Origin of the sequence: Sphingomonas paeninsulae, from assembly GCF_003660165.1 — a bacterium.
Taxonomy (GTDB): Bacteria; Pseudomonadota; Alphaproteobacteria; order Sphingomonadales; family Sphingomonadaceae; genus Sphingomonas_O; species Sphingomonas_O paeninsulae.
On the sequence record NZ_CP032829.1, the window covers coordinates 2,154,304 to 2,179,673 of the forward strand.

21 protein-coding genes and 2 pseudogenes are annotated in these 25,370 nt (G+C 61.1%); 16 read left to right on the forward strand and 7 right to left on the reverse strand.

Annotated elements, in window-relative coordinates; all coding sequences use genetic code 11:
* The first annotated feature begins 4 nt into the window (after positions 1–4).
* The 11 genes and pseudogenes from D3Y57_RS15990 to D3Y57_RS16040 all read left to right on the forward strand — a co-directional run bounded on the left by D3Y57_RS15990 (position 5) and on the right by D3Y57_RS16040 (position 12,939).
* Positions 5–894, forward strand: a pseudogene (locus tag D3Y57_RS15990) (D-alanine--D-alanine ligase).
* Complete coding sequence (locus D3Y57_RS15995; RefSeq protein WP_121154161.1) at positions 891–1,910, forward strand: cell division protein FtsQ/DivIB; 1,020 nt, start codon at positions 891–893, stop codon at positions 1,908–1,910. The pseudogene D3Y57_RS15990 and the gene D3Y57_RS15995 overlap by 4 nt, the downstream one beginning before the upstream one ends.
* Entirely contained in the window at positions 1,825–3,087 is a 1,263-nt protein-coding gene (gene ftsA / locus D3Y57_RS16000; RefSeq protein WP_121154163.1) for a cell division protein FtsA, read from the forward strand. Before D3Y57_RS15995 ends, ftsA begins: the two co-directional genes overlap by 86 nt.
* Positions 3,088–3,188: 101 nt before the next feature.
* A complete protein-coding gene (gene ftsZ, locus D3Y57_RS16005) occupies positions 3,189–4,619 on the forward strand; it encodes a cell division protein FtsZ (protein ID WP_121154165.1) in 1,431 nt (476 codons plus the stop codon).
* Between the two features lie 121 nt (positions 4,620–4,740).
* Positions 4,741–5,238, forward strand: coding sequence for a tetratricopeptide repeat protein (locus D3Y57_RS16010; RefSeq protein ID WP_121154167.1), 498 nt, complete (start codon positions 4,741–4,743; stop codon positions 5,236–5,238).
* Complete coding sequence (locus D3Y57_RS16015) at positions 5,235–6,242, forward strand: superantigen-like protein SSL4 (RefSeq protein ID WP_121154170.1); 1,008 nt, start codon at positions 5,235–5,237, stop codon at positions 6,240–6,242. The genes D3Y57_RS16010 and D3Y57_RS16015 overlap by 4 nt, the downstream gene beginning before the upstream one ends.
* The gene (locus D3Y57_RS16020; RefSeq protein ID WP_121154172.1) at positions 6,209–6,679 is read left to right on the forward strand and encodes an SPOR domain-containing protein; all 471 of its coding nucleotides are present in this window, start codon (positions 6,209–6,211) and stop codon (positions 6,677–6,679) included. Before D3Y57_RS16015 ends, D3Y57_RS16020 begins: the two co-directional genes overlap by 34 nt.
* On the forward strand, positions 6,676–7,842 hold the full coding sequence (locus tag D3Y57_RS16025; protein ID WP_121154174.1) for a deoxyguanosinetriphosphate triphosphohydrolase: 1,167 nt from the start codon (positions 6,676–6,678) through the stop codon (positions 7,840–7,842). The genes D3Y57_RS16020 and D3Y57_RS16025 overlap by 4 nt, the downstream gene beginning before the upstream one ends.
* 125 nt (positions 7,843–7,967) lie before the next feature.
* Positions 7,968–8,660, forward strand: coding sequence for a winged helix-turn-helix domain-containing protein (locus D3Y57_RS16030; RefSeq protein WP_121154176.1), 693 nt, complete (start codon positions 7,968–7,970; stop codon positions 8,658–8,660).
* Positions 8,657–10,006: a sensor histidine kinase gene (locus tag D3Y57_RS16035; RefSeq protein WP_121154178.1), complete on the forward strand. Its 1,350-nt coding sequence runs from the start codon at positions 8,657–8,659 to the stop codon at positions 10,004–10,006. The genes D3Y57_RS16030 and D3Y57_RS16035 overlap by 4 nt, the downstream gene beginning before the upstream one ends.
* 59 nt (positions 10,007–10,065) lie before the next feature.
* Positions 10,066–12,939, forward strand: coding sequence for a M16 family metallopeptidase (locus D3Y57_RS16040; RefSeq protein WP_121154180.1), 2,874 nt, complete (start codon positions 10,066–10,068; stop codon positions 12,937–12,939).
* Positions 12,940–13,063: 124 nt separating this feature from the next.
* Here the strand turns inward: D3Y57_RS16040 and hslU are convergent, their stop codons facing one another.
* The 7 genes and pseudogenes from hslU to D3Y57_RS16075 all read right to left on the reverse strand — a co-directional run bounded on the left by hslU (position 13,064) and on the right by D3Y57_RS16075 (position 19,494).
* Positions 13,064–14,365, reverse strand: coding sequence for an ATP-dependent protease ATPase subunit HslU (gene hslU / locus D3Y57_RS16045; protein ID WP_121154182.1), 1,302 nt, complete (start codon positions 14,363–14,365; stop codon positions 13,064–13,066).
* Positions 14,362–14,931 carry an ATP-dependent protease subunit HslV gene (gene hslV / locus D3Y57_RS16050; RefSeq protein WP_277873322.1) on the reverse strand — a complete coding sequence of 190 codons (570 nt, stop codon included), beginning with the start codon at positions 14,929–14,931 and terminating at the stop codon, positions 14,362–14,364. The genes hslU and hslV overlap by 4 nt, the downstream gene beginning before the upstream one ends.
* A 55-nt stretch (positions 14,932–14,986) precedes the next feature.
* Positions 14,987–16,180 (reverse strand): Yip1 family protein, encoded by a 1,194-nt coding sequence (locus tag D3Y57_RS16055; protein ID WP_162987164.1) that lies wholly within the window; start codon positions 16,178–16,180, stop codon positions 14,987–14,989.
* A gap of 98 nt (positions 16,181–16,278) precedes the next feature.
* The gene (locus D3Y57_RS16060) at positions 16,279–16,692 is read right to left on the reverse strand and encodes a holin family protein (RefSeq protein WP_121154186.1); all 414 of its coding nucleotides are present in this window, start codon (positions 16,690–16,692) and stop codon (positions 16,279–16,281) included.
* 77 nt (positions 16,693–16,769) lie between these two features.
* Positions 16,770–17,309 carry a glycoside hydrolase family 108 protein gene (locus tag D3Y57_RS16065; protein WP_121154188.1) on the reverse strand — a complete coding sequence of 180 codons (540 nt, stop codon included), beginning with the start codon at positions 17,307–17,309 and terminating at the stop codon, positions 16,770–16,772.
* An 84-nt stretch (positions 17,310–17,393) separates the two neighbouring features.
* Positions 17,394–18,119: a histidine utilization transcriptional repressor HutC gene (gene hutC, locus D3Y57_RS16070; RefSeq protein ID WP_121154190.1), complete on the reverse strand. Its 726-nt coding sequence runs from the start codon at positions 18,117–18,119 to the stop codon at positions 17,394–17,396.
* A pseudogene (locus D3Y57_RS16075) lies at positions 18,116–19,494 on the reverse strand (formimidoylglutamate deiminase). Before D3Y57_RS16075 ends, hutC begins: the two are co-directional and overlap by 4 nt.
* A gap of 79 nt (positions 19,495–19,573) precedes the next feature.
* Here D3Y57_RS16075 and hutI point away from each other — a divergent pair.
* Genes hutI through D3Y57_RS16100 form a run of 5 tightly spaced genes read left to right on the forward strand, consistent with a single transcriptional unit; the run spans position 19,574 to position 25,365 of the window.
* A complete protein-coding gene (hutI, locus tag D3Y57_RS16080; RefSeq protein WP_121156066.1) occupies positions 19,574–20,785 on the forward strand; it encodes an imidazolonepropionase in 1,212 nt (403 codons plus the stop codon).
* A complete protein-coding gene (hutH, locus tag D3Y57_RS16085; protein ID WP_121154192.1) occupies positions 20,782–22,314 on the forward strand; it encodes a histidine ammonia-lyase in 1,533 nt (510 codons plus the stop codon). Before hutI ends, hutH begins: the two co-directional genes overlap by 4 nt.
* Positions 22,311–23,126 carry an N-formylglutamate deformylase gene (gene hutG, locus D3Y57_RS16090; RefSeq protein ID WP_121154194.1) on the forward strand — a complete coding sequence of 272 codons (816 nt, stop codon included), beginning with the start codon at positions 22,311–22,313 and terminating at the stop codon, positions 23,124–23,126. The genes hutH and hutG overlap by 4 nt, the downstream gene beginning before the upstream one ends.
* Complete coding sequence (hutU, locus tag D3Y57_RS16095) at positions 23,123–24,790, forward strand: urocanate hydratase (RefSeq protein WP_121154196.1); 1,668 nt, start codon at positions 23,123–23,125, stop codon at positions 24,788–24,790. Before hutG ends, hutU begins: the two co-directional genes overlap by 4 nt.
* A complete protein-coding gene (locus tag D3Y57_RS16100) occupies positions 24,787–25,365 on the forward strand; it encodes a HutD/Ves family protein (protein WP_121154198.1) in 579 nt (192 codons plus the stop codon). The genes hutU and D3Y57_RS16100 overlap by 4 nt, the downstream gene beginning before the upstream one ends.
* Positions 25,366–25,370: the final 5 nt, after the last annotated feature.

Below are 25,370 nucleotides of genomic sequence, written 5' to 3' on the forward strand. Positions count from 1 at the left end.
TCTGATGGGCGGCTGGTCCGCCGAGCGCGAGGTTTCACTGGTGTCGGGCGCTGGCTGTGCCGATGCGTTGGAGCGGCTGGGGCATGAGGTGGTCCGCATCGATATGGACCGCGACGTTGCGCTGCGGCTGTCCGAAGTGAAGCCCGACGTCGTGTTCAATGCGCTGCACGGTACGCCCGGTGAGGATGGTTCGGTGCAGGGTATGCTCGACCTGATGGGCCTGAAGTATACGCATTCCGGGCTGGCGACATCGGTGATCGCGATCGACAAGGTGCTGACCAAACAGTCACTGGTTCCGCATGGAGTTCGGATGCCGGGTGGGCACATCGTTAAATCGGAGTCGCTGTATCTGGGCGATCCTCTGCCGCGCCCTTATGTCCTGAAACCCATCAACGAGGGGTCTTCGGTCGGAGTTGCGATCGTCACGGCGAGTGGCAATTATGGCAACCCGATAGGACGCGATGTGGTGGGTCCGTGGCAGGAGTTTGAGGAACTGCTGGCCGAACCGTTCATCCGGGGCCGCGAACTGACGACAGCAGTCGTTGGGAACCGGGTGTTGGCGGTGACCGAGTTAAAGCCGAAAAGCGGTTTCTATGACTATGATTCCAAATACACCGATGGGATGACCGAACACGTCTGCCCTGCAAACATTCCCGAGGAAATTGCCGCTGCCTGCCTGGAAATGGCGTTGAAGGCGCACCGCGTTCTCGGTTGCCGTGGAACGTCGCGCAGCGATTTCCGCTGGGACGATGAGCGTGGGATCGACGGCCTCTATCTGTTGGAGGTCAACACGCAGCCGGGATGACGCCATTGAGCCTCGTTCCCGAACAGGCGAAATATCTCGGCCAGAGCTACGATCAACTCGTCCAATGCATTCTGGAGGATGCCCAATGACGGCTGCATCGATCAAGCGCGGCGGCAACGGGGGAACCCGCAAACCGCGCGCGACCGTCAAGGGTAAAGCGGGCAAGTCGAAACCCTCGATGCTGGCGCGGAGCATAGAGTCGATCCCGATCAGCGCGACTGCGATGCAACGGATCGTAACCTTCTCGATCCTCGGTGTCGCAGGCGCGGCGGTGATTTCCATTGCGGTGATGCTGGGCTTGCCAGCCTATGCTGCCGCTCAACTGTCCGAAATCGTTGGCGGCGCAGGTTTCGCGGTGAAGCGCGTCGAGGTCACCGGTATCGACCGGATGGATCGGCTGACCGTTTATGCCGTCGCGCTCGATCAGAAAAGCCGTGCGATGCCGCTGGTCGATCTGGACAAAGTACGCGGCGAATTGCTGCAATATGGCTGGATCGCCGATGCACGTGTGTCGCGGCGCCTGCCCGATACGCTGGTGGTGGACATCGTCGAGCGGAAACCTGCGGCGGTGTGGCAACACGAGCAGCAATTGTCGCTGATCGATGACAAGGGCGTTGTTCTGGAACCGGTTGCGCTGAACGCGATGCCCGATCTGCCGTTGGTTATCGGACCCGATGCCAATGTGCAGGCGACGGCACTGACTGATCTGATGGGTCATGCGCCACGTCTAAAACCGATGCTCGCGGGAGCGACCTGGGTCGGCAATCGCCGTTGGGATTTGCGTTTCCAGTCGGGTGAAGTGCTTGCCCTGCCAGAGGGGGATGCGCCGTCGGCCAAGGCGTTGGCAAAATTTTCCGCTATGGATGGGGTGGACCGATTGCTCGGGCGTGGTTTCGTGCGTTTTGATATGCGCGATCCGGCCAAGATGTTCGTGCGCGTGAGCCGCGACAAGCCGCGCATCGACAAGCCAGCCGGTACGGATAATAACGACGATCAGCACAACGAAGGGGTATCGCATAATGGCACAGCCGCGCCGCGAGAATCTGATCACCGCGCTCGATATCGGGTCGTGGAAAGTGTCTGCGCTGATCGCCGAACGGGGTGAGGGCGGCGATCTGACCGTGCTTGGCACCGGACAGCGCGAAAGCCGGGGCGTGCGGCGGGGCTATATCGCTGACATGGATCTGACCGAAAAAGCTGTGCGCGAGGCAGTTGAACAGGCCGAACGGATCGCGGGCACAAATATCGAGGATGTCTGGGTCAGTTTCTCGGCGGGTGGCCTCGTTAGCGATATCGCTTCCGTCGAGGTTGAGCTTGGCGGGCATCGCATCGAACAGGACGATATCGACGAACTGCTGGCGGCGGGGCGCAGCTCGATCGACCCCGATGGGCGCATGGTCCTCCACGCGCAGCCAACACTTTACACTCTCGACGGGTTGCAGGGCGTGAAGAAGCCGTTGGGTCTCCACGCCGATACGTTGGGAGTCGATATCCATGTGGTTGCGGCGGACGGTTCGCCGGTTCGCAATCTCGATCTCTGCGTGCGCTCGGCGCATCTCGAAGTGAAGTCGATCGTCGCGTCGCCAGTCGCGACGGGCATGGCTTGTCTATCGGACGAGGAACGCGAACTGGGCGTCGCACTGGTCGAAATGGGCGCTGGTGTGACAAATGTTTCGCTGTTCGCGGGCGGCGTGCTGGTCGGGCTGGCATCGATTCCGTTCGGCGGATCGGACATCACCGACGACATAGCGTCCGCTTTTGGGACACGTCGCAATCAGGCCGAGCGCATGAAGTGCTTTTTCGGATCGGCGACTGCCAGCCCGAAAGACAATCATGACATGATTGAGGTCGCGCCTTTGTCGACCGAAGAAGAGCAGGGCGAAACGGCCCGGATCACACGGGCGGCATTGATCGCGGTCATTCGTCAGCGGCTCGAGCATCTGATGGGCGAAGTTGCCAAGGCGCTAAAGGACCTCGGCTTTTCAGGGCCGGTCGGTCGGCAGGTCGTTCTCACCGGCGGCGGTGCGGAGTTAAAGGGTATTGCCGACTATGCGCAGGGTTCGCTGGGCCGTGCTGTCCGGGTTGGGCGGCCGCGCGGAATCGTTGGTTTGCCCGAAGCGCATAGCGGTCCGGGGTTCGCTACGCTTGCGGGTTTGATCCATTATGCGGCGTCCGATCCGATCGATTTACGAGCGATCGTACCTGCGGGGCAGACCGTTCATCGGCTGCCAGCGGGTGGGCTGGTTCAACGTTTGATGGCTGCATTTCGGAGCGGTTATTAAAAAAAGCAGTTTTCGTTAACTTTTTACGTGATTCGATGAGTCGCTTAGTGCAAAAGAACTCAGGGTCAGGTTTTGACCCGCAAAATGAAGGGGATATTTCGATGAGTATCGAATTCTTGCCACCGGAAGTGGATGAGCTTCGTCCACGTATCTGTGTAATTGGTGTCGGCGGTGCGGGCGGAAACGCCATTGCCAACATGATTGCCAGCCAGGTGCAGGGGGTCGATTTCATCGTCGCCAACACGGACGCGCAGGCGCTGAATTCCAGCGCCGCCGAACGGCGTTTGCAACTTGGCCTGAAGATTACGCAGGGTCTGGGCGCTGGATCGCGTCCTGAAATCGGCAAAGCAGCGGCAGAGGAAACTCTCGAGCAGGTCGAAAAGGCGCTCGATGGGTCGCACATGTGCTTCATCGCGGCAGGCATGGGCGGCGGCACCGGAACGGGTGCGGCTCCCGTCATTGCAAAGGCTGCGCGCGATCGTGGGATCCTGACCGTTGGTGTCGTCACCAAGCCGTTCAGCTTCGAAGGTTCGCGCCGTATGAAAGCTGCGGAAGCGGGCATTATCGAATTGCAGAAGCACGTCGATACGCTGATCGTCATTCCGAACCAGAATTTGTTCCTGATCGCCAACCCTTCGACGACGTTCAAGGACGCTTTCAAGATGGCCGATGAAGTCCTGCAACAGGGCGTTCGCGGGATCACCGACCTGATGGTGATGCCCGGCCTGATCAACCTTGATTTCGCCGACGTTCGTTCCGTCATGGGCGAAATGGGCAAGGCGATGATGGGAACCGGCGAAGCCGAGGGCGACAACCGCGCCATCGAAGCAGCCGAAAAAGCCATCGCCAACCCGCTGCTGGACGGTGTGTCGATGAAGGGCGCAAAGGGCGTTATCATCTCGATCACCGGCGGCGAAGATATGCGCCTGATGGAAGTCGATGAAGCGGCCAGCCACATCAAGGAACTGGTCGATCCCGACGCCAACATCATTTGGGGTTCGGCGTTCAACAACTCGTTGGACGGCAAGATCCGCGTTTCGGTTGTGGCGACCGGTATCGAAGCAGAAGCTTCGGCGATGCCAGAACCGGCCCGCGTGTTCGCATTCCCGGGCTTCAAAAAGCCTGAAGCAGCGGCTCCTGTCGCCGCTACTCTACAGGCCGAACCCGCGCCCGTAGCTGTTGCGGAGGCTGCTCCTGAAGTTGTAAGCGAAGCCGCTCCTGCGCCCGTTGTCGAAGCTGCACGCTTTGTCGATTCAAGCCTGACTGAAGACGAGTTATTGCTCGACACCGGTACGATGCTTGATGCTGCAGGGACGAGTGATCCCGTGGCTGAGGCACCGAAGGCCGGAAGTCGCTGGCTTTCCACTCCTGCGGCAGAGCCAGAAGCCAAGGCACCTACGCCCGGCGGTGGCACGTTGTTCGAACGGATGTCGAACATTGCGCGTGGTTCGGCAAAGGTCGACCCCGGCGCCGACGCGTCGAAAGACCCGCTCGACATTCCGCGTTTTCTGAACCGGCAGAATAATCAGTAATCAGAATAACCAATAAACCGTATTGCCGGTCCGGTTCGTCCTTGGTGCGAACCGGCCCGGCGCGCTGGCAATCAGCCAGTGCTTGCCCCGACCGGCCCTGGTCCGGTAATCAAGGGCGATAATGAAATTCACGCTGATTCTCCGTCCGTCGCATCTGCGGGCGGGCACTGTTTTTCTGGCACTTGCTGCTTCGTCGCAGGCCGTTGGTCAGACGATCGGTAATGCCCGGTCGATCCAAACACCCCCCACGCCGCCATCGCTCATCGGCTCCACCGATCCCGCCGATATGCTTTCGATGCATCTACGGACGCTATCGGTCGCACCTCGCAGCTTGTCGGCCTTGTTGGGCGCAGGCCAGTCTGCACTCGCCATCGGTGATCCGAATGCCGCGCTGGGGTTTTTCGCGCGTGCCGAACAGGTCGATGAACGCAGCGGCAAGGCAAAGGCGGGTCTGGCGTGGGCGCTGGTAATGCTGGAGCGTCCCGACGATGCGTTGCCATTGTTTGCCAAGGCGGTTGCGCTTGGCATTCCCGAAGAGGAAGTCGCGCGCGACCGGGGTCTCGCCTATGACCTGCGGGGGATTCGCGACGGGCGCAGCGGGATTACGCGCTGGCGTTGAAGCATGAGCCCGATGACGAGACGACGCGGCGTTATGCGCTGTCGCTGGGAATCTCGGGCGACCGGGAAGATGCCATGAAAATGCTCGATCCGTTGTTGCGCAAGCAAGACCAGAGCGCGTGGCGCGCGCGGGCGTTCATTCTTGCGATGACTGGCGACGTGCCCGGCGCGAACGGTATCGCGCGACAGGTGATGCCTGCCAATCTGGCATCGACGATGGCTCCATTTTTAACGCGGTTGCCGCAATTAAATGCGGCGGACAAGGCTCATGCAGTGGCGTTCGGAACAATGCCGTCTGCGGGAACCAACATGGCCTCGGTTGAGATCGGTGACCCGTTTCATCCGATCGGACCGGGAGCGACCGCCGGAACAGGCAGCGCAGCCGATGGGTTGATCCCCGCGGGTGCACCTCTTGGTGCCCGAACCGAAACAGTGCAGGTCGCTCGTGCTGCTCCGCTTTCGCGGGAACGCCGCCGCCGGCCGGGGCGCGAGACGCTAACAATGGCTGCTCCGGCGACCGCAATCATTCCTGCGACTCCGGGGCAGGTTTTGCCGACACCGGGCTTTACCGCCAGCACTCCACAGGTCGCCAATTCGCCAGCCATCCGGGCCGATACGCGCGTTGCCTCATCTGAACCGACGAAGCAGCCGCCCGCAGTTGCAACGACGCCAACTGTTTTGAAGCCGACTCCTGCCGCACCCGCGCCAGCGTTCGAAACGCCACCGAGGCCGAGTGCTCCGACGCAGGTCCAGCCCGCGACCCGGCAGGAAACCCGGACCGAAACCCAGTCCGTGTTCGAAACCAAACCGGCTTTCGAGACGAAACCTGTCGTGACCACCCACCTGCTATCGTCAGCGTGCCGCCTGCACCGCGTTCTGTCGCGATCGGTCCACCCGCGGAGGAGGTTGCAGTCGTTCGGACGCCGCCTGTCGTTCACAAACCTGCGCCAGTTCCCGCGCGTGCCGTTCCCATGTCGCGTCTGGCAGCGATCCTCGCTGGCCTGACGCCCGAGATGGAAAGCCCCGCGGCGGCGCTCCCCACGGCCGCAGAGGTTAAAGCCGCAAGGCGTCTGGCGCAGCGCAAGGCGGCTGAAGCAGCAGCCGTTGCGGCCGATCTGAAAGCGGAGAAAGCAGCGCAGGCGGCCGAAGCCGCTGAACTGCGCCGTAATCCTGCGCGGCTGTGGGTTCAGGTCGCGACTGGCAACAATGAACGCGGACTGCCATCCACCTGGGCGCGTATTCGCGACGACAACGAAACGGCGCTGAAAGGGCGCGGCGCGTGGAGCGTTCCGTTCAAGGCGACCAACAGGCTGTTGGTTGGGCCGATGAAGACGCCCGCCGAGGCTCGCGCACTGGTCAACGCGCTCGCCAAGAGCGGCGTTTCTGCCAACACTTTCAGCAGCGAGGCCGGTCAGGAGGTTATGCGGGTCGGCGGTAAATGAACGCGCGCGCGTCGTATGCCAGCGACCCGCTGCTCAGTCGCGGGCGGCAATATTTCGAAGTGTTGGGCGAAACGCGGGGTCCGCGCACGGTTTTCCAGCGCGACCGTGACCGTATCGTCCATTCGATCAGTTTCCGCCGCCTCCGTCACAAGACGCAGGTGTTCGTCGCGCCCGATGGCGATCATTTCCGCGTTCGCCTGACCCATAGTCTGGAGGTTGCGCAGATCGCGCGGACAATGGCGCGGGCGCTTGGTCTGGACGAGGATCTGACCGAGGCGCTGGCATTGGCGCATGATATTGGCCACCCGCCATTCGGCCATGCGGGTGAGGATGCGCTGCAGGCGGCGATGGCCGACACTGGTGGTTTCGACCATAATGGCAATACGTTGCGCGCGGTGATGACGATAGATTCGCCTTATCCGCGTTATCCTGGCTTGAACCTTAGCTGGGAAGCGCTCGAGGGGCTTGCCAAGCACAATGGCCCCGTTGGGCGGGCTGGCTGGGCGCTGGCAGAAGCTGATGCGGCATTTCCGCTCGAACTGACGAGCCATGCGTCGCTGGAGGCTCAGGTGGCGGCGATCGCCGACGACATTGCTTATGACAACCACGACATCGACGATGGCCTGCGTGCGGGCTTGCTCGACCGCGATGCGCTGATGACATTGCCATTCGTGGCGCGGCGCTGGGATGAGGTGCGTCGGCGATATCCTGACGTTGCCGAGCCGCGGTTGATGCCCGAACTCGTTCGCCAGCAGATCGGGGCAATGGTCAACGACGTGCTGGTCGCCACACGCGCGCGGATCGCTGAATACCGGATTGCAACAGTGGACGATGTGCGGGGCGCAGGAGTCACGCTGGCGGGGTTTTCGGATGCCATGCAGGCTGATGAACGAGCCTTGAAACGCTTCATGTATTCAGAGCTTTATCATCATCCGCTACAGTTGGCGGTTGCCGAACAGGCCACGCGCGTCGTTGCGGGGTTGTTCGCCGCCTATAGCAACGATAGCTCGCTGTTACCCGAAGGATGGCGTGCGCGATTGACGGGGAATGAGCCGGGGCGCAGTCGCCATATCGGTGACTTCATTGCGGGCATGACCGACCGGTTTGCGATCAAATCGTACCGCGCGATCGTCGGGCCCATTGATTTACCTGACGGTTTTTGAACTTCGACACTATCGCGGCATGAACTTTTAGTCATACGCGCGAAACCAGTACGCCAAACGACTCTGACTAGGTTAGGGAGTGACTGACGTTACGTAAACCGCGCGACAACTTGGGCAAAATGTGCATGGGCCGGAAAATCCTGATTATCGAAGACGATGCGGAAACGCGGGCTTTTATTGCAAAGGGGCTCAGCGAACATGGGCATGTCGTCGATCAGTCGGCTGATGGTCGGGACGGCTTGTTCATGGCTTCGGATGCCAGTTACGACCTGATTGTTCTTGATCGCATGTTGCCGGGAATGGACGGGCTGGGCGTGTTGCGGGCGTTGCGCGCGGCGGGAGTCATAACGCCCGTTCTGACGCTGTCGGCACTGGCATCGGTGGACGACCGAATTGCAGGGCTGGAAAATGGGGCCGACGATTATCTGGTCAAACCGTTTGCGTTTTCCGAACTTCTGGCGCGCGTCAACGCGCTGCTGCGGCGCGCGGATGGACGGAACAATACCGGTGCGGTCGAGACGCGTCTGACGGTCGGAGATCTGGACATCGACCTGTTATCGCGGACCGTAAAGCGCGCGGGCCGGACCATCGAACTGAAACCGCGTGAATATGCCCTGCTGGAATATTTCGCGCGGAACAGCGATCGGGTCGTCACACGAACCATGCTGCTGGAAAGCGTCTGGGATTATCATTTCGACCCGGCAACCAACGTGATCGACGTGCACGTTAGCCGCCTTCGCAAGAAACTGGACGAGGGGTTCGATAATACGCTGCTCCACACCGTACGCGGCGCAGGATACCGGCTCGCGGCCAGTTGAAACCGCTGAGGCTGCCGACCACGGCGCGGATTGCGCTGCTTTCGATCTTGCTGGCCCTGGCGACCAATTTCGCGCTTCTCGGGTTCATTCGCGTTGCTACGCAGGATGATGCGATGGCCATTATGCGGCAGCGAGTCTCGAGCGATGCCGACGTTCTGCGCGATACTGCGGCCTCCGATAATCTGCCAGCGCTTGGCGCGGCGATTTTGGATGCGGTGCGCGACGATCCTCATGTATTTACCGGGCTGCTGGATCGCGATGGGCGAGTCATCGTCGGTAATATCAGCCGCGATCAATTGCCTGCGCGCCTCGGCAGCGTCGATTTCAAGACGATCGATGTTCTCCGTTCGCCGCGCGGTTATGTCGTTTCTGTCGGTTACACGATGCGCCCAGGGCCTCACGGCGAATGGATTGTCGTCGGGCGTGAATTCGATCAGCATCTTGAATTGCAGGATACGCTGGAGCGGTCGCTGCTGCTCGCCCTGCTCCTGTCGATTGGTATGGGTATCGTCAGTGGTGCGCTGATCGCCCGCTATGTCGGCTCGCGCGTCGAAACCATTGCGCGTGTGGTGGATGAGGTCGGTGCCGGTGACCTGACCCTGCGCGCGCGTGTGGGGCCAAGCGGTGACGCTTTCGATCAACTGTCGTCGCGGATCAATTCGATGCTCGATCGGCTCGGCCTGCTGATGAGTGAACTGCGGATGCTGACCGACACATTGGCCCATGATCTGCGTTCTCCGGTCGGACGGCTGCGTGCGCGGATAGAAGCCGCTCTGACTGTCACCGACGAGACGCAACGGGATCAGTTGCTGGGCGGTGTGTTGAATGAGGCCGACAATCTGACGCGGATGCTGACCACCGTTTTGGAAATCGGTCGGTCGGAAGCGCAAACCGCGCGTAGCCAGTTCGTCGATCTGGACCCGGCGGCGCTGATTGCCGAACTGGGCGAAATGTACGAACCGCTTGCCGAGGAAAAAGGCGTGGTGCTGTCGGTCGATGCGGCTCCGTTGAAACTGGTTTCTGCACACCGCCAGCTGTTGGCGCAGGCCCTTAGCAACCTGGTGGACAATGCGCTGTATTATGGCGCGGGCGCAGCCGTAACCCTGTCGGCGCGGGATGCTGGTGGGGATGTTCGTTTGACGGTTGCCGATAATGGACCGGGGATCGCGGAGGCCGACATGACAGAGGCGCGGCGGCGGTTCGGTCGGCTCGATGCGTCGCGTGGCAAGCCCGGTGCAGGGCTTGGGCTTTCGCTGGCAGAGGCCGTTGCGCACCTTCACGGTGGACGATTGGAACTGGCCGATAATGGGCCAGGTCTTGCCGCAACCCTGATTCTCCCCCGTTGATGACCGCGGTCGGCTCGCTAATGCTGGCGTCCGCGGCCTCGTGCCCGTAGGAACACACCATGCGTTCAGTCCTGTCGCGCGTTCTGCGCTCCGCTTTCGTCTTTACCTTTGCTGCTTCGGGAGCCTTTACCGGGATCGTCGCCGAAGCGCGCACGCCTGCGAAAGCGGTTGCGCCTGCCGTCACCGCCGCACCGGTGCCGTGGCTTTACCGGGGCAGCGACATCCCGCCCGACAAAGCCTGGATTTTTGGTGAGCTGCCTAACGGCCTGCGTTATGCCGTGCGTCGCAACGGCGTACCACCGCATCAGGTTTCGATCCGCGTGGCGATCGATGCCGGTTCGCTGATGGAGCGTGAGGGTGAGCGTGGCTTTGCCCATTTCAACGAACATCTGAGCTTCCGTGGATCGCGCTACGTTCCCGATGGTGAGGCAAAGCGCCTGTGGCAGCGACTGGGCGCGACTTTCGGGTCCGATACCAATGCATCGACCACGCCGACGCAGACGATCTATAAACTCGACCTGCCGAGCGCGACCGCCGAGGGGTTGGATGAAAGCGTCAAGATCCTGTCGGGCATGATGGCCGCGCCCGAATTGACCCAAGCCGAAGTCGATGCTGAACGTCGCACTGTGCTTGCCGAATTGCGTGAGGGCAGCGGGCCACAACAGCGCGTTGGCGATGCCACGCGCCAGTTGTTCTTTGCTGGGCAACGACTGGGCGCAGGGTCGCCGATCGGTGACATATCCTCGCTAAACGCGGCGACTGTACCTGCGCTGCGAGAGTTTCACGACCGCTGGTATCGGCCCGAACATACGCTGGTCGTGATCGCCGGCGATGCCGATCCAGCTATCTTCGAAGCGCTGATTAAACGGTATTTCTCCGATTGGGCTCCCAAGCCGCCAACGACGGTCGCTCCCGATTTCGGCAAGCCCGATCCCAACGCGCCCCGCACACGGGTGTTGGTTGAAACCGGTCTGCCGACGGTGGTCAACATCGCAGTTCTGCGTCCATGGGCCGAAAAGAACGATACGATCGAATATAACCGTGGCAAGCTGATCGAGACGGTGGCGACGCGCCTGATTAACCGCCGCCTCGAAACACGTGCGCGAGCGGGAGGTAGCTTCCTGTCCGCGAGTATCGACCAGCAGGATATTTCGCGTTCCGTGGACGGGACATTCATCCAGATCGTGCCGCTGGGTCAGGATTGGCAGGCGGCCATCCGTGATGTTCGCGGTGTCATTGCCGACGCGCTGACTCATCCGTCGAGTCAGGCCGATATTGACCGTGAGGCCGCCGAATTTGCATCCGCGCTGCAACAGGCCGTCGAAACCTCGACAAATGACGGCGGCGGCGAGCTTTCAGACAATCTGGTCGAGGCGGTGAATATCCATGAAACCGTCGCCAGCCCCGAAGTGGCGCGCGACGTGTTTGCGATCATGCACGACCGACTGACTCCGGCGGCTATTCTTGCTGCTACGCAGCATCTGATGTCGGGTACACCGACCCGAGCATTACTGACTCTGCCTGCCGCCGATCCGAAAGCGGATGCGCTGTTGAATGCCGCGCTGGTCGCTGATGTGAAGGCGGGTCCAGCGACCGCCGAGGGTAAGCCTGTCAGTTTCGACCGGCTTCCCGCGCTTGGAAAGCCGGGAACAGTCGTAAAAACTTCGCAAATTCAGTCGGTCGGCCTTCAGGTTCTGGAGTTTTCCAACGGGTTGAAGCTGGTCCTGCATCCCGATCCGAACGAAGTCGGCAAGGTGCTTGTCACCGCGCGTTTCGGTGCTGGTATGAAGGCATTGCCATCGAACAAACCGACCGTTGCATGGGCTGCGCCGATCGCGTTGGTCGCGAGCGGCATCGGCGATCTTGGGCAGGAAGAACTCGACCGTCTGACGAGCGCACGCCGGATCAATCTGGCGTTCGATACCGACGAGGACAGCTTTACTTTGCGGGCTGTGACGCGCGCTGCCGATCTGAACGACGAACTGAAACTGATGGCGGGCAAACTGGCTCATCCGGGCTGGGATCCGGCACCGGTGTTGCGCGCCCGTGCGGCTATGGCGGCGGGCTATGACACTAATGATGCGTCGCCGAATTCAGTAATCAATCGTGATTTGCAGGGGCTTTTGCACGGTGGCGATCCGCGTTGGTCGACACCGACGCGTGAGCAAATCGCGGCGCTGACCCCAGCAAGCTTCCGCGCGTTGTGGGAGCCGTTACTGGCGCAGGGGCCGATTGAACTGTCGATATACGGTGATTTCGATGCCACTAAGGCGGCAGCTGCAGTGGCCGCCACTTTCGGCGCACTGGCTCCGCGCGCGCCTGCCGTCATTGCGTCCGGCAGCGCGGGTTCACCCAGCGTGAAGCCAACGCGTAAACCGATCATGCGCACGCACCGTGGCCCCGACGATCAGGCGGCGGCGGTAATGGCATGGCCGACTGCGGGTGGGATTGCCGATGTTTATGAAAGCCGCAAACTCGATATCCTCGCCGCGATCTTCAATGATCGCCTGTTCGACCAGTTGCGAGAGGGGGAGGGTGCCAGTTACTCGCCCAATGTATCGAGCCAGTGGCCTTTAGGCATGGCTAGCGGCGGCAGCTTCGTCGTGATGTCACAGGTGAAGCCGCAGGGCGTCGATCGCTTCTTCGCACTGACCAGCAGCATTGCCGCGCAAATGGCGTCGCAGCCGGTGACTGCGGATGAACTGGCGCGCTCGGTCGGGCCATTGCGCCAGCTGATCGCGCGAGCGGCAAGCGGAAACACGTTCTGGCTGAATCAATTGGGCGGCATTACGCGCGAACCGCGCAAAGAGCAGGCGCTGATTACGCTGTCCACCGACTATGCGCGGATCACACCCGAAGAGTTGCAGGCAACCGCCAAGCGCTGGCTTGTGCCGGGCAAAGAGTTTCGGATGACGGTGCTGCCAGGGAAGTAGGGGCGGCGAGTTATCGAGTTATCGAGAAACTCCGCTTCCCTGAGCCTGTCGAAGTGCTGCCCTGTTCTAACTTCAGAAAGGCAGTTTTTTAACCAGCTCGGGGAAGCGGAGTTTCTGAGCTATATTAAAGTACGTATTTCGACAGATCGGTATTCCGCGCCACGCTTGCCAGTTGCGCGTCCACATAGGCCGCATCGACCGTCAGCGTCGTACCCTGACGATCCTCAGCCTCGAAGCTGACGTCCTCCAGCAACTTCTCCATCACCGTGGACAGCCGCCGCGCTCCGATGTTTTCGAGGCTCGCATTCACCTCCGCCGCGATGTGCGCAATCGCCGCAATCCCATCATCGGTGAACGTCACCGTCACGCCCTCGGTTGCCAGCAGCGCACGGTATTGATCGGCAAGGCTCGCCCGTGTGTCCTTCAGGATGCGGACGAAATCCTCCTCAGTCAGTGCCTTCAACTCTACGCGGATCGGCAGGCGACCCTGCAACTCGGGCAGAAGGTCGCTGGGCTTGGCGACATGAAACGCACCGCTTGCGATAAATAGGATATGGTCTGTCTTCATCGGCCCATATTTGGTCGCAACCGTCGTCCCTTCGATCAGCGGCAGCAGGTCGCGCTGTACTCCCTCGCGACTAACCGAACCGCCGCGCACATCGCTCACCGCGATCTTGTCGATCTCGTCCAGAAAAACGATGCCATTGGCTTCTGCATCGGCCAATGCTGCACGGCTGACCTCATCCTGATCGAGCCGTTTGTCGGCCTCCTCCTCGGTCAGTTTTTCCCAGGCCGAGCGCACATTGATCTTGCGCCGCTTTTGCTGGCCCTGACCGAATGCCTTGCCCATCATTTCGGACAGATTGATCATGCCGACATTGCCGCCGCCGCCCGGAATCTCGAACGGCATCTGCTGTGCGGCATCGAGTTCGATCTCGATTTCCTTGTCATCCAGCGAACCCTCCTCGAACCGCTGACGGAACGCTAACCGCGTCGCTTCCGAGGCGCCTTTGCCGGTCAGCGCATCGAGCAAGCGGCCCATCGCGGCTTCCTCGGCCTTGTCCTTCACCGCTACCCGGCGGCGTTCTTTTTCCAGCCGGATCGCTTCTTCGACCAGATCGCGGGCGATCTGTTCGACGTCGCGGCCGACATAGCCGACTTCGGTGAACTTAGTCGCCTCGACCTTCACGAACGGCGCGTCGGCAAGTTTAGCCAGCCGCCGCGAAATCTCTGTCTTTCCGCAACCCGTGGGTCCGATCATCAATATGTTCTTTGGCGAAACCTCGTCTCGCAGATCTGGCGAAAGCTGTTGCCGACGCCAGCGATTGCGCATTGCCACGGCAACTGCACGCTTGGCATCCTGCTGCCCGACGATATGCGCATCCAGCGCCGCGACGATTGCTTTGGGGGTGAGTGCGTCGTTCATGCCGCGGCTCCTTCGATGATTTCGATTGTCACGCGGTCGTTGGTGTAAACGCAAACCTCCGCTGCAATCGCCATCGCTTTCCGTGCCAGTACCTCGGCATCCGGCTCATATTCGACCAGCGCCTTGGCCGCCGACAGGGCATAGTTCCCACCCGACCCGATGGCCGCAATCCCGGCCTCGGGTTCCAGCACATCGCCATTACCCGTCAGGATCAGCGTCACGTCCTTGTCTGCGACGATCATCATCGCTTCCAGGTTGCGGAGGTATTTGTCGGTCCGCCAGTCCTTCGCCAGTTCGACGGCGGCGCGCATTAGCTGGCCGGCATGTGCCTCCAGCTTGCGCTCCAGCCGTTCGAACAGCGTAAAGGCATCGGCCGTCGCGCCCGCAAATCCGGCGATAACCGTTCCGTCACCGATGCGGCGAACCTTGCGCGCATTCGGCTTCATCACGGTCTGGCCCATCGTTACCTGACCGTCCCCGGCGATAACGACTTTCCCTGATTTGCGGACTGAAACGATGGTGGTGCCGTGCCATGTGGGCATCGACGAAGATGTGCGATCATTCATGACGGCGATATGGGGACAGTCCGCCCGCGCCGCAACGCCTCTCTGAACCGGCGGCTTATTTCGCCATTGCTTCCAGTTGTGGGATGCTCACCGAACCGACTGCGGCTTTGAACACGTCGATCGATGGCGCGGTGCCCGATGCCTCGACCATGAAGCGGTCCGCGACGATGGTGTTGTAGGTGCCAGCCTTGCCCACCGAATCCCATTTTTCGGTGGTCAGGCGGCCATCGACCTTGCCGGTCTTGTCATAGCCGGTCGCGGTTTGCTTGCTCGATTCGATGTTCATCGCACCGCCCAGCGCGGCAAGTCCGCCCAAAGCCCCCATATCGGTGACTTCGAGCCGGACGATCTGGTCACCACTGGCATATTCGCCCTTCGCGTTCGACCCGCCAAGGCCACCGGCCCCCGCCGACGCACTTTCGATGCTGGTTCGCGTAAAGCCACCGGGCAGGGACGCGGGCAACAGCGTCTGTAACACCGCGGGAGCGGCCGGGGGTTTTGCCTGACCGTTTTGCATATTGGCCGTGGCGGCTTCCATCTTGGCCGCCGCCGCCTGCATCTTGCCCAGATCGACCGAGCCCCCACCGGGAACGTTCATCGTGCCACCGACAACGCCAGCCGTTGCGCCGATGCCCATCGGAGGACCGAACACGCGGGCCAGCGGCACCGCGAGCAGGCTGAGGATGAAGCTGAGCACGATCGCGACGACGATCACGACTGCGACATAGCTGACCGCCTTGTCCGCAGGGGCCTTCATCACGACCGGCAGGCCCAGATATACGAGGTAAAGGCTGTACAGCCCCAATAGGCCAAGGACCGACAGCGCCGGAATCAGGCCGAATATTCCGACCACCCATGCCGCGGTCCAGCCATAGGCCGCGACCTTGAAAGCCTGTGTTCGGTTCTTGGTCGCGCCAAAGTTCGGCGCCAGATAATCGATGATGAGCGCGAGCAGATAAACGCCGACCAGCGCAAATATATAGGCGACGACCGCGCTTCCCACCGCGCCGACGACCGACGGGCGATAGGTGATGCCGAATATCGAATAGCCGAAGACGGTCGATCCGATCAGGCTGGCGACTGGCCCAATGGCAGCAAGCGGCAGGACATGTGATTTATAGATTTGCGCAATCGTCGTCGGCTCTGCGTCGATCACAGGCCATTCGGTTTTCGGCGTAATCAGGATCGCTTTAACCCGGTCGATCAATCCACTGTGGCGACTGGCGGGCGGCGGTACGAAATCGGTCATTTCAAATCTCCCCGTGCGTCCACAAGTTTCGCCATAGAAATCGTTTCGACGCAAGCCCCGATCAAGCTCCGGGCAAGCAGCGCGCATGTCGATCGATCCTATTTATCGACGCCCTTCGACTTTCCCCAGCTACGCGCAGCAGTATAGCCAAGATAACCTGTCCCGAATAACGTCCACATTGGTTCGGGAATGCCGGCCAGATAGGCGTTCATACCATTGGCGATCTCATGCGCGATTGCTGGCTGGACCGCCGCGATCAGGCCCATCGGGATCGACCATAATATAATGGTGTACATGACATAGAGAAAGCTGGGCCGTGCGCGACTGGTCCACGCATCCACCGATTGCGCTTCTGCGACGATGGCGGTCATCTGCACCCTGACCGCATCCATTTCCTGCGATCCTTCCAGTTTCAGCAGTTCGAGTTTGGCCGCATCGCGCGCACGCGGATCGGGAATGATCTTGTCGAGCAAACCCGCAATCGGGCCGACAATGGAATCGAGCAATGCCATCTGAATATCCTCTCTAAATCCCCTCTCGCTCTCGGCGCGACTGGGGGGTGAAAATGATCTGTCGGAATAAAAGCGGCCTACCCGATCCGGTTTGCGAGCCAGCCGTATAGGAACGCCTCATTGGCGGGACGACGCTCGGCAAGGTCGAGGTAGCGTTCGCCTTGCAGGGCTTCCAAAGCCTTCATCAGCACCGACGTTCCGCCGGGTTCCCGCTTTTTCAAAAAAGCGCGCAGTGCCACCAGCGTGGCAGCGTCAACACGCGGTCCTGCCACAATGTCGGCATAATCCGATGCCCCACGGTTCAGGGCATTCAGGGCGCGCTGAAGAAAGGCGACCGCAACCGCCGGTCCCATGTTAATCCCGGTGTCGAACAGTTCGGCCGCGATCGTCGGAGCCACCTCTGCAACTTCGGCAAAACCCGGTCGCAGCCAGTAAATTCGATGATAGATCGCCACTGCATCGACGCGCGGAAAACTCCGCATTTCGCCTCGATACCCGTGCGCGCGAGCCACAGCCTCGGTGATCCCCCAGCGCGTTGCCCCGCCACGGTCGGCGGGATGGTTCACATAGCCGCCTTCTCGCCCGATCGCGTCGTCGATGAGTGTGTCGATATTCATAGCTGTCCCCCGATTTCGAATCGAGAGATAACCTATATGGTTCACTGTAGGACAGCGATTTGGCACTCCGCGTCGTTGGCGGTGTTAAGAAACAGTCCGATTGGCCGGTGAACCGCTGCCAAATCGCGCAACAAGGTCATAGGCCTCGGCCACGAATGTCTGGCGAACGCTGGTAATTTGTTCGTCGCCGCGCCACGTCCGCCGCTCTATCACCAGACACGCGTCTCCGTTGCCGATTTTTAACAGCTCGCTGATTTTCCCATCGGCACCCATCGCCGAAATGCGCGTTTCCGCCTCGGTCCACGGAACATGCCGAAGCAGCCATGTACCCGAAGCTTCGACCTCAAGATCAGCGTCGATAATCGTTGGAACAGCGGTCACGCTAACCAATCGCCGCTCCAAAGCCAGGGGTGTCCCGTTGGCGAGGTGCAGGCTTTCGACTTCGATCAGTTTTCCGCGCCCGGCCAGCGTCATCTCGTCGGCTCTATCCTTGACCGGCGCTCGGATCGTTCGCGCAAGCAGACGATAGCCATAGGACTGCCCCCGACGTGCGACTTCCTGCGCCAGATCGGGCACGTCCAGAACCATCGCGTGAAGGCGGGGACGGGCGACGAATGTCCCGGCCCTCTTCCGTCGCTCGATCAGCCCAATCAGTGTGAGCGCCGAAAGCGCCTTGTTCACCGTCATGCGTGAACAGCCATATTCCTGCATCAGTTCGGCTTCGATGGGCAGCCGATCTCCCGGCACCAGTTCGCCCTTTAGGATTTTGGCCTCGATATTACTTCGGATGCGTTCGTGCAGCGGTATCATTGGCCGAGCAATTCCCTCAATACTGTGCGATACCGTGCTTCGATAGGTTCGCGTGAACGATGACGACCGCCGCTGACCAGTTTTTCTCCACGACGCCAGACGCAATCGATCGCATCCTTCCCTGCTGCGAACACAAATGCGTCCAATAAACCGCTGTTCTCCCGCTCGATAAGCGAGGCATGGCCTGTGTCGAGACTGACGATATCGGCTGCGTTGCCGACTGCGAGTACGCCACCGATCCCCAACGCCTGAGCACCACCGGCTACCGCCGCGGCATAAAGGGTCTGGCCGGTCGATCCGCTGCCGTCTTTTGCAAGCACATTGCGCGCGCGGCTGGTCAGTCGCTGACCATATTCCAACAGCCGCAATTCCTCCGACAGATCGATGCGTACATTGGAATCGGACCCAACGCCGATGCGACCACCCGCTTCCATGAAAGCTGCCGCCGGGAAAATTCCATCACCCAGATTGGCCTCGGTGATGGGGCATAATCCCACGACCGCACAGCTCCGCGCCAATGCCGATAATTCAGCATCATCAATGTGCGTCGCGTGGACAAGGCACCACCGGCTATCCACGTCCGTATGATCGAGGAGCCATTGCACCGGCCTTGCGCCGCTCCACGCCAGGTAATCGTCCACTTCGCGGATCTGTTCGGCGATATGAATATGGATCGGGCCATCCCCCGCCAGTTGCTCGACAAGGCGCAGTTCGTCCGGAGTAACCGCCCGTAAGCTATGCGGCGCAACACCGACGATCGCGTCGGGCAACGGGGCCACTAAGGTCCGCGTCTGTTCGATAAGTTTCGCAAAACCATCGATTCCGTTGATGAAACGTCGCTGGCCGACGCCCGCAGGCGCACCACCAAAACCGCCATGCGCATAAAAGACGGGCAGGAGGGTTAGCCCAATTCCGGTTTCCCCCACGGCCTCGATGATTGCCGATGCCATCTCGGCCAAGTCTGGAAAAGTATTGCCCCGCAATCATGGTGCAGATAGTGAAATTCGCCGACGCGGGTAAATCCGCTCTCCAGCATCTCGACATAGCCAAGCGCCGCGATGGCCCGCAGTTGGTTCGGCGAAATGCGATCGACAAAGCGATACATCGTTTCCCGCCACGTCCAGAAGCTGTCGCTATCCGGTCCCCGACGCTCGGCAAGACCCGCCATCCCGCGCTGAAACGCGTGACTGTGGAGGTTCGGCACGCCCGGCAAGCCGACCGTGTACCGATGTTCCCCAGCGGGCGCTGCGCATCCGGCTGTCACTCCTGTTAAAAGTCCGTCGCGGATTGTGAGGCGCACGTCTCGCGCCCAGCCACCGGGCAGCATGGCCTGATCGAAATAAAGGCATCTGTCCGACCCGCTTTCGACACTCATATTTGCCTCCATCGACACTTATGTCTATACATTAATGACGCTGACCTGCAAACTGGAGATCAGACGATGGAGTCCGACGATGCAGTGTGACACCTTGTGGATCGATGCACGACTCGCGACGATGGCTAACGTCGGGGCTGTTGCCGGAGTTGGGGCCATCGACCGCGGGATGATCGCCGCCACCGATGGGCGCATCGTCTTTGCCGGACCGGTGGCCGACGCCCCATTTTTCGACGCGGCCAATGTGGTAAAGTGCGATGGTCGTTGGATCACGCCGGGGCTTATCGACTGCCACACGCATCTCGTTCACGGCGGCGACCGCTCGGCTGAATTCGAACTGCGGCTTGCCGGGGCGAGCTACGAGGAAATCGCGCGCGCGGGCGGCGGCATCGTCTCGACGATGGAGGCAACCCGCGCTGCCGGCGAAGATTCTCTTGTCCAAAGCGCATTGCCTCGTCTCGACGCGCTGATCGGGGAGGGGGCTACCACCGTGGAGGTGAAATCCGGCTACGGCCTGACACTTGCGCACGAAATCAAGATGTTACGCGCCGCACGTCAGCTTGGCTCTGTGCGGCCCGTCGGGATCGTGACGACCTTCCTCGGCGCACACGCCTTGCCGCCCGAATATCGCGACGACCCTGACGGTTACATCACCGCCGTTTGCGAACAAATGATCCCCGCCATTGCCAGCGCGGGGCTGGCTGATGCGGTCGACGCGTTTTGCGACGGCATTGGCTTCACCGCCGCTCAAACTCGCCGTGTGTTCGAAGCAGCAACGGCCCACGGCTTGCGGGTCAAACTTCACGCCGAACAGCTCTCGAACCTCCACGGAGCCGCCCTCGCCGCGGAATTCGGCGCGCGCTCCGCCGACCACCTCGAATATCTCGACGACGACGGTATTCACGCAATGGCCGCCGCCGGAACCGTCGCAACGCTTCTGCCCGGTGCCTACTATTTCGTCCGCGAAAACCGACTGCCCCCGATTACACTATTGCGCGCGGCGGGCGTCCCGATTGCGCTGGCAACCGATTGCAATCCGGGGACGTCGCCGCTGACCTCGTTGCTGCTGACAATGAACATGGCCGCAACGCTGTTTCACATGACGGTCGATGAATGCCTTACCGGCGTAACCCGAAATGCCGCGACGGCTCTTGGCCTCGGCCATGAAATCGGAACGCTCGAACCCGGCAAGTCCTGCGACCTCGCCATCTGGGACATCGAGCGTCCTGCCGAGCTTGTCTATCGTATGGGCTTCAACCCCTTGCACGCCCGTATCTGGAGAGGCCAATGACCGACATCATGCTCGTACCGGGCGCAGTTACGATGGATGACTGGCGCGCAATATATCGCGGCGCTGTGCCGCTGCTTGATCCAGCTTCCGCGCCGGTCATCGCCGAAAGCGCGGCCTCTGTCGAACGCATCCTTGCGCGGGGAGCGCCAGTTTACGGGATCAACACCGGCTTCGGCAAACTCGCCAGCGTCAAAATCGAGGCAAGTGACCTCGCCAAGCTCCAGCGCAACATCGTCCTGTCGCATGCGGCAGGAACCGGAGCGGCGTCGCCCATTCCGATCATCCGCCTGATGATGGCGCTCAAGCTTGCGAGTCTTGCCCAAGGCGCATCGGGAGTCCGCCGCGAGACCGTTGCATTGATTGAAGCGTATCTGGTCAAAGGACTGACCCCTGTCGTCCCCGCACAGGGTTCGGTCGGAGCTTCGGGCGACCTTGCTCCGCTGGCTCACATGGCCGCCACGATGATCGGCGTCGGCGAAATCTTCATCGGCAACCGCCGCCTTCCCGCTGCCACCGCTCTCGCCGAAGCCGGCCTTACGCCCCTCGTCCTCGGTCCCAAGGAAGGTCTTGCGCTGCTCAATGGCACGCAATTTTCCTGTGCCAATGCGCTCGCCGGATTGTTCGACGCCGAGATCCTGTTCCAGTCCGCGCTGATCACCGGCGCGTTGTCGACCGAAGCGGCAAAGGGCACCGACGCTCCCTTCGACCCGCGCATCCACGCGCTGCGTCGCCATCCCGGCCAGATCGCTGTAGGGGCGGCTTTGCGCACGCTCATGGCCGGGTCGGCCATCCGCGCATCACACCGTGACGACGACCCGCGCGTGCAAGATCCCTATTGTCTGCGCTGCCAGCCGCAGGTCATGGGCGCGGCGCTCGACGTGCTGCGACAGGCAGGCATCACGCTGCTCACCGAAACCAATGGTGTGTCCGACAATCCGCTGATCTTCCCGGAAACCGACGAGGCGCTGTCAGGTGGCAATTTCCACGCCGAGCCGGTCGCATTCGCTGCCGACATGATCGCGCTGGCGGTCTGCGAAATCGGATCGATCGCCGAACGCCGCGTCGCGATGCTGGTCGATCCTGCATTGTCGGGCCTGCCAGCTTTCCTGACTCCCAGGCCGGGCCTCAACTCCGGCTTTATGATCCCCCAGGTGACGGCAGCCGCGCTTGTGTCCGAAAACAAACAGCGCGCCTATCCCGCCAGTGTCGATTCAATCCCGACCTCCGCCAATCAGGAGGATCATGTCTCGATGGCCGCCCACGGCAGCCGCCGCCTGCTGGAAATGGTAGCCAACGCGACCGCCGTGATCGGCATAGAGTTGCTCGCCGCGGCACAAGGCTGTGACCTCGCAACCAACCTGAAATCTTCAGCAGCGCTGGAGGCGGTCCGCTCCTGTCTCCGCGCGGAAGTCCCAACACTTCAGGACGACCGCCATATGCACCCGGACATGGAAGCGGCGAATGCGTTGATCCGCTCTGGCCGCATCATCGCCGCATCACGCCTAAACCTCCCCGGAGTTGCAGCATGAGCGACTGGCTCGAAATTCACCGTGGCTCATCACCGTTGATCGTCGCCTTTCCGCACACGGGAACCCTGCTCCCCGATGGTATCGAACGCGATCTGGTGTCACCGTGGCGCGCGTTGAAGGATACCGATTGGTGGGTCGACCGCCTCTATGATTTCGCCCGCGATATGGGCGCGACGACGATCCGAACCACCATCTCTCGCACGGTTATCGACGTGAACCGCGACCCGTCCGGCAAGTCGCTCTATCCCGGCCATACGACGACCGAACTATGTCCGACCACGACCTTCGACGGTGAACCACTTTACATCAACGCCCCACCGTCGGCCGACGAAATTGCACAACGACAGCACGCTTATTTCGATCCCTATCATCAAGCAATCGAAGCGGAAATCGCCCGCCTCCGCGCCCAGCATCCTCGTGTCGTCCTTTACGATGCCCATTCGATCAGAAGTCGCGCGCCACGCCTGTTCGACGGCGTATTGCCGCATATGAACATCGGGACCAACGGCGGCACGACCTGCGATCCCGCCCTCTTGAACGCCGTCGAAACCGTCCTTGTGGCATGCCCGTTCAGCTTCGTCACCGATGGCCGGTTCAAGGGCGGCTGGACGACGCGCCACTATGGGCGCCCGACAGAGGGCATCCACGCGATCCAGATGGAACTCGCCGATCGCGGCTATCTCGACGAACCCGACCATGTCAGCCCCGAAAACTGGCCGGCCGCCTATAGCGCCGACACCGCCGCCCCGCAGCGCACCGTGCTTGCCGCCGTCCTTAAAGCCTGTCTGACTTTCACCCAGGAGCTTGCATGACCCGCCTCGACAACAGCCGCAAAATCCTGCCCGCGACTGGCACTGCACTCACCGCCAAAAGCTGGCTCACCGAAGCCCCTTTGCGGATGTTGATGAACAATCTCCACCCCGACGTCGCTGAACGGCCCGAGGAACTCGTCGTTTATGGCGGCATCGGGCGAGCCGCGCGCGACTGGGAAAGTTACGACCGCATCGTCGAAACGCTACGTCGCCTGAACGACGATGAAACATTACTCGTTCAGTCGGGCAAGCCGGTCGGCGTATTCCGCACTCACGCTGATGCCCCGCGCGTTCTGATCGCCAATTCCAACCTCGTTCCGAAATGGGCGACATGGGAGCATTTCAACGAACTCGACCGCAAGGGACTGGCGATGTACGGTCAGATGACCGCCGGTTCGTGGATATACATCGGCAGTCAGGGGATCGTGCAGGGCACTTACGAAACCTTCGCAGAGATGGGCCGCCAGCATTATGACGGTGACTTGTCCGGCCGCTGGTTGTTGACCGCTGGCCTTGGCGGAATGGGTGCCGCACAGCCGCTTGCTGCCGTGATGGCGGGGGCTTCATGCCTTGCCATTGAATGCCAGCCCAGCCGGATCGAAATGCGTTTGCGCACCGGCTATCTCGACCATGGCGTCGACACGATCGAAAAAGCGATGGAGATTATCGAGGACGCCCGGCGCACGAAAACCCCGGTGTCTGTCGGGCTTCTTGGCAATGCGGCGGAAATCCTCCCCGAACTTTACGCGCGCGGTATCCGCCCTGACCTGTTGACCGACCAGACATCCGCGCACGACCCCGTCAACGGCTACCTCCCCGCCGGATGGAGCGTCGCCGAATGGATCGAAAAGCGTGAACGCGACCCGCAGGTGGTTGAAGCCGCAGCGAAATCTTCGATGGCAACGCACGTCCGCGCAATGCTCGACTTTCAGTCGGCAGGGGTGCCGACCGTCGATTACGGCAATAATATCAGGCAGGTCGCAAAGGATGAGGGCGTTGCCAACGCCTTCGACTTCCCCGGCTTCGTGCCTGCCTATATCCGGCCCCTCTTTTGTCGCGGCATAGGACCCTTCCGCTGGGTGGCGCTCTCCGGCGACCCGCAAGACATCTATAAAACCGACGCAAAAGTGAAAGAGCTTTTGCCCGACGACGCCAACCTCCATCGCTGGCTCGACATGGCGCGTGAGAAAATCCAGTTTCAGGGATTACCTGCACGAATTTGCTGGGTCGGCCTTGGTGATCGCCACCGCCTTGGCCTTGCGTTCAATGAAATGGTCGCATCCGGGGAGCTAAAGGCTCCCATCGTCATCGGCCGCGATCATCTCGACAGTGGTTCGGTCGCCAGCCCGAACCGCGAAACCGAAGCAATGCGCGACGGTTCGGATGCCGTATCCGACTGGCCGTTGCTCAACGCGCTACTCAACACCGCCAGCGGCGCTACATGGGTTTCGTTACATCATGGAGGTGGGGTCGGCATGGGCTATTCGCAGCATAGCGGCATGGTCATCGTTGCCGACGGCACCGACGCAGCGGCCAAACGGCTTGCCCGCGTCCTCTGGAACGATCCTGCCACCGGCGTCATGCGCCACGCCGACGCAGGTTACGAAGTCGCGCTCGACTGCGCTCGTGATAAATATCTGGACCTGCCGGGTATATTGGGATGAGCGGTATAAAGGTGCTGCGCGTTGCCGATCGTACAGCATCTCCCTGGAAAAATGGCGGCGGAACGACATATCAGATCGCAGCTTTTCCGCCGGAATCCGGACTGGCTGATTTTCAGTGGAGAGTCAGTACCGCCGAGGTCGCCACTCCCGGTACTTTCTCGTCATTTCCGGGGATCGATCGAATCCTGATGGTTATCGACGGCGCACTCGAGGTTACGATCGACGATAGTCCCGGCGTTCGGCTTGCTTCATCTTCTGCGGGCCTCAGCTTTACCGGCTATCAGCGCGTCTGGGGTTCACCGATTGGCGGCACCGCAACCGACCTGAACGTAATGACACGTCGAGGGCGCTATACAGCGAAGATGGCGCCGCTGGACGCTCAGAATGGAATGCTGTTAATTTTTGCCGACACGACGGTCGTTCTTGTCGCCCAAACTGAAACGTCATGGTCTTTTGGCAACAACACAGGAACTCTGGCCCCGCGCGATGCGATTATGATCGAAGTCCAGGAAAGCGGATGTTCCGCGTTCGCTTTTTCAGGATGTCTTTACAGAATCGAGCTGAACCGCTGCTAAGATTC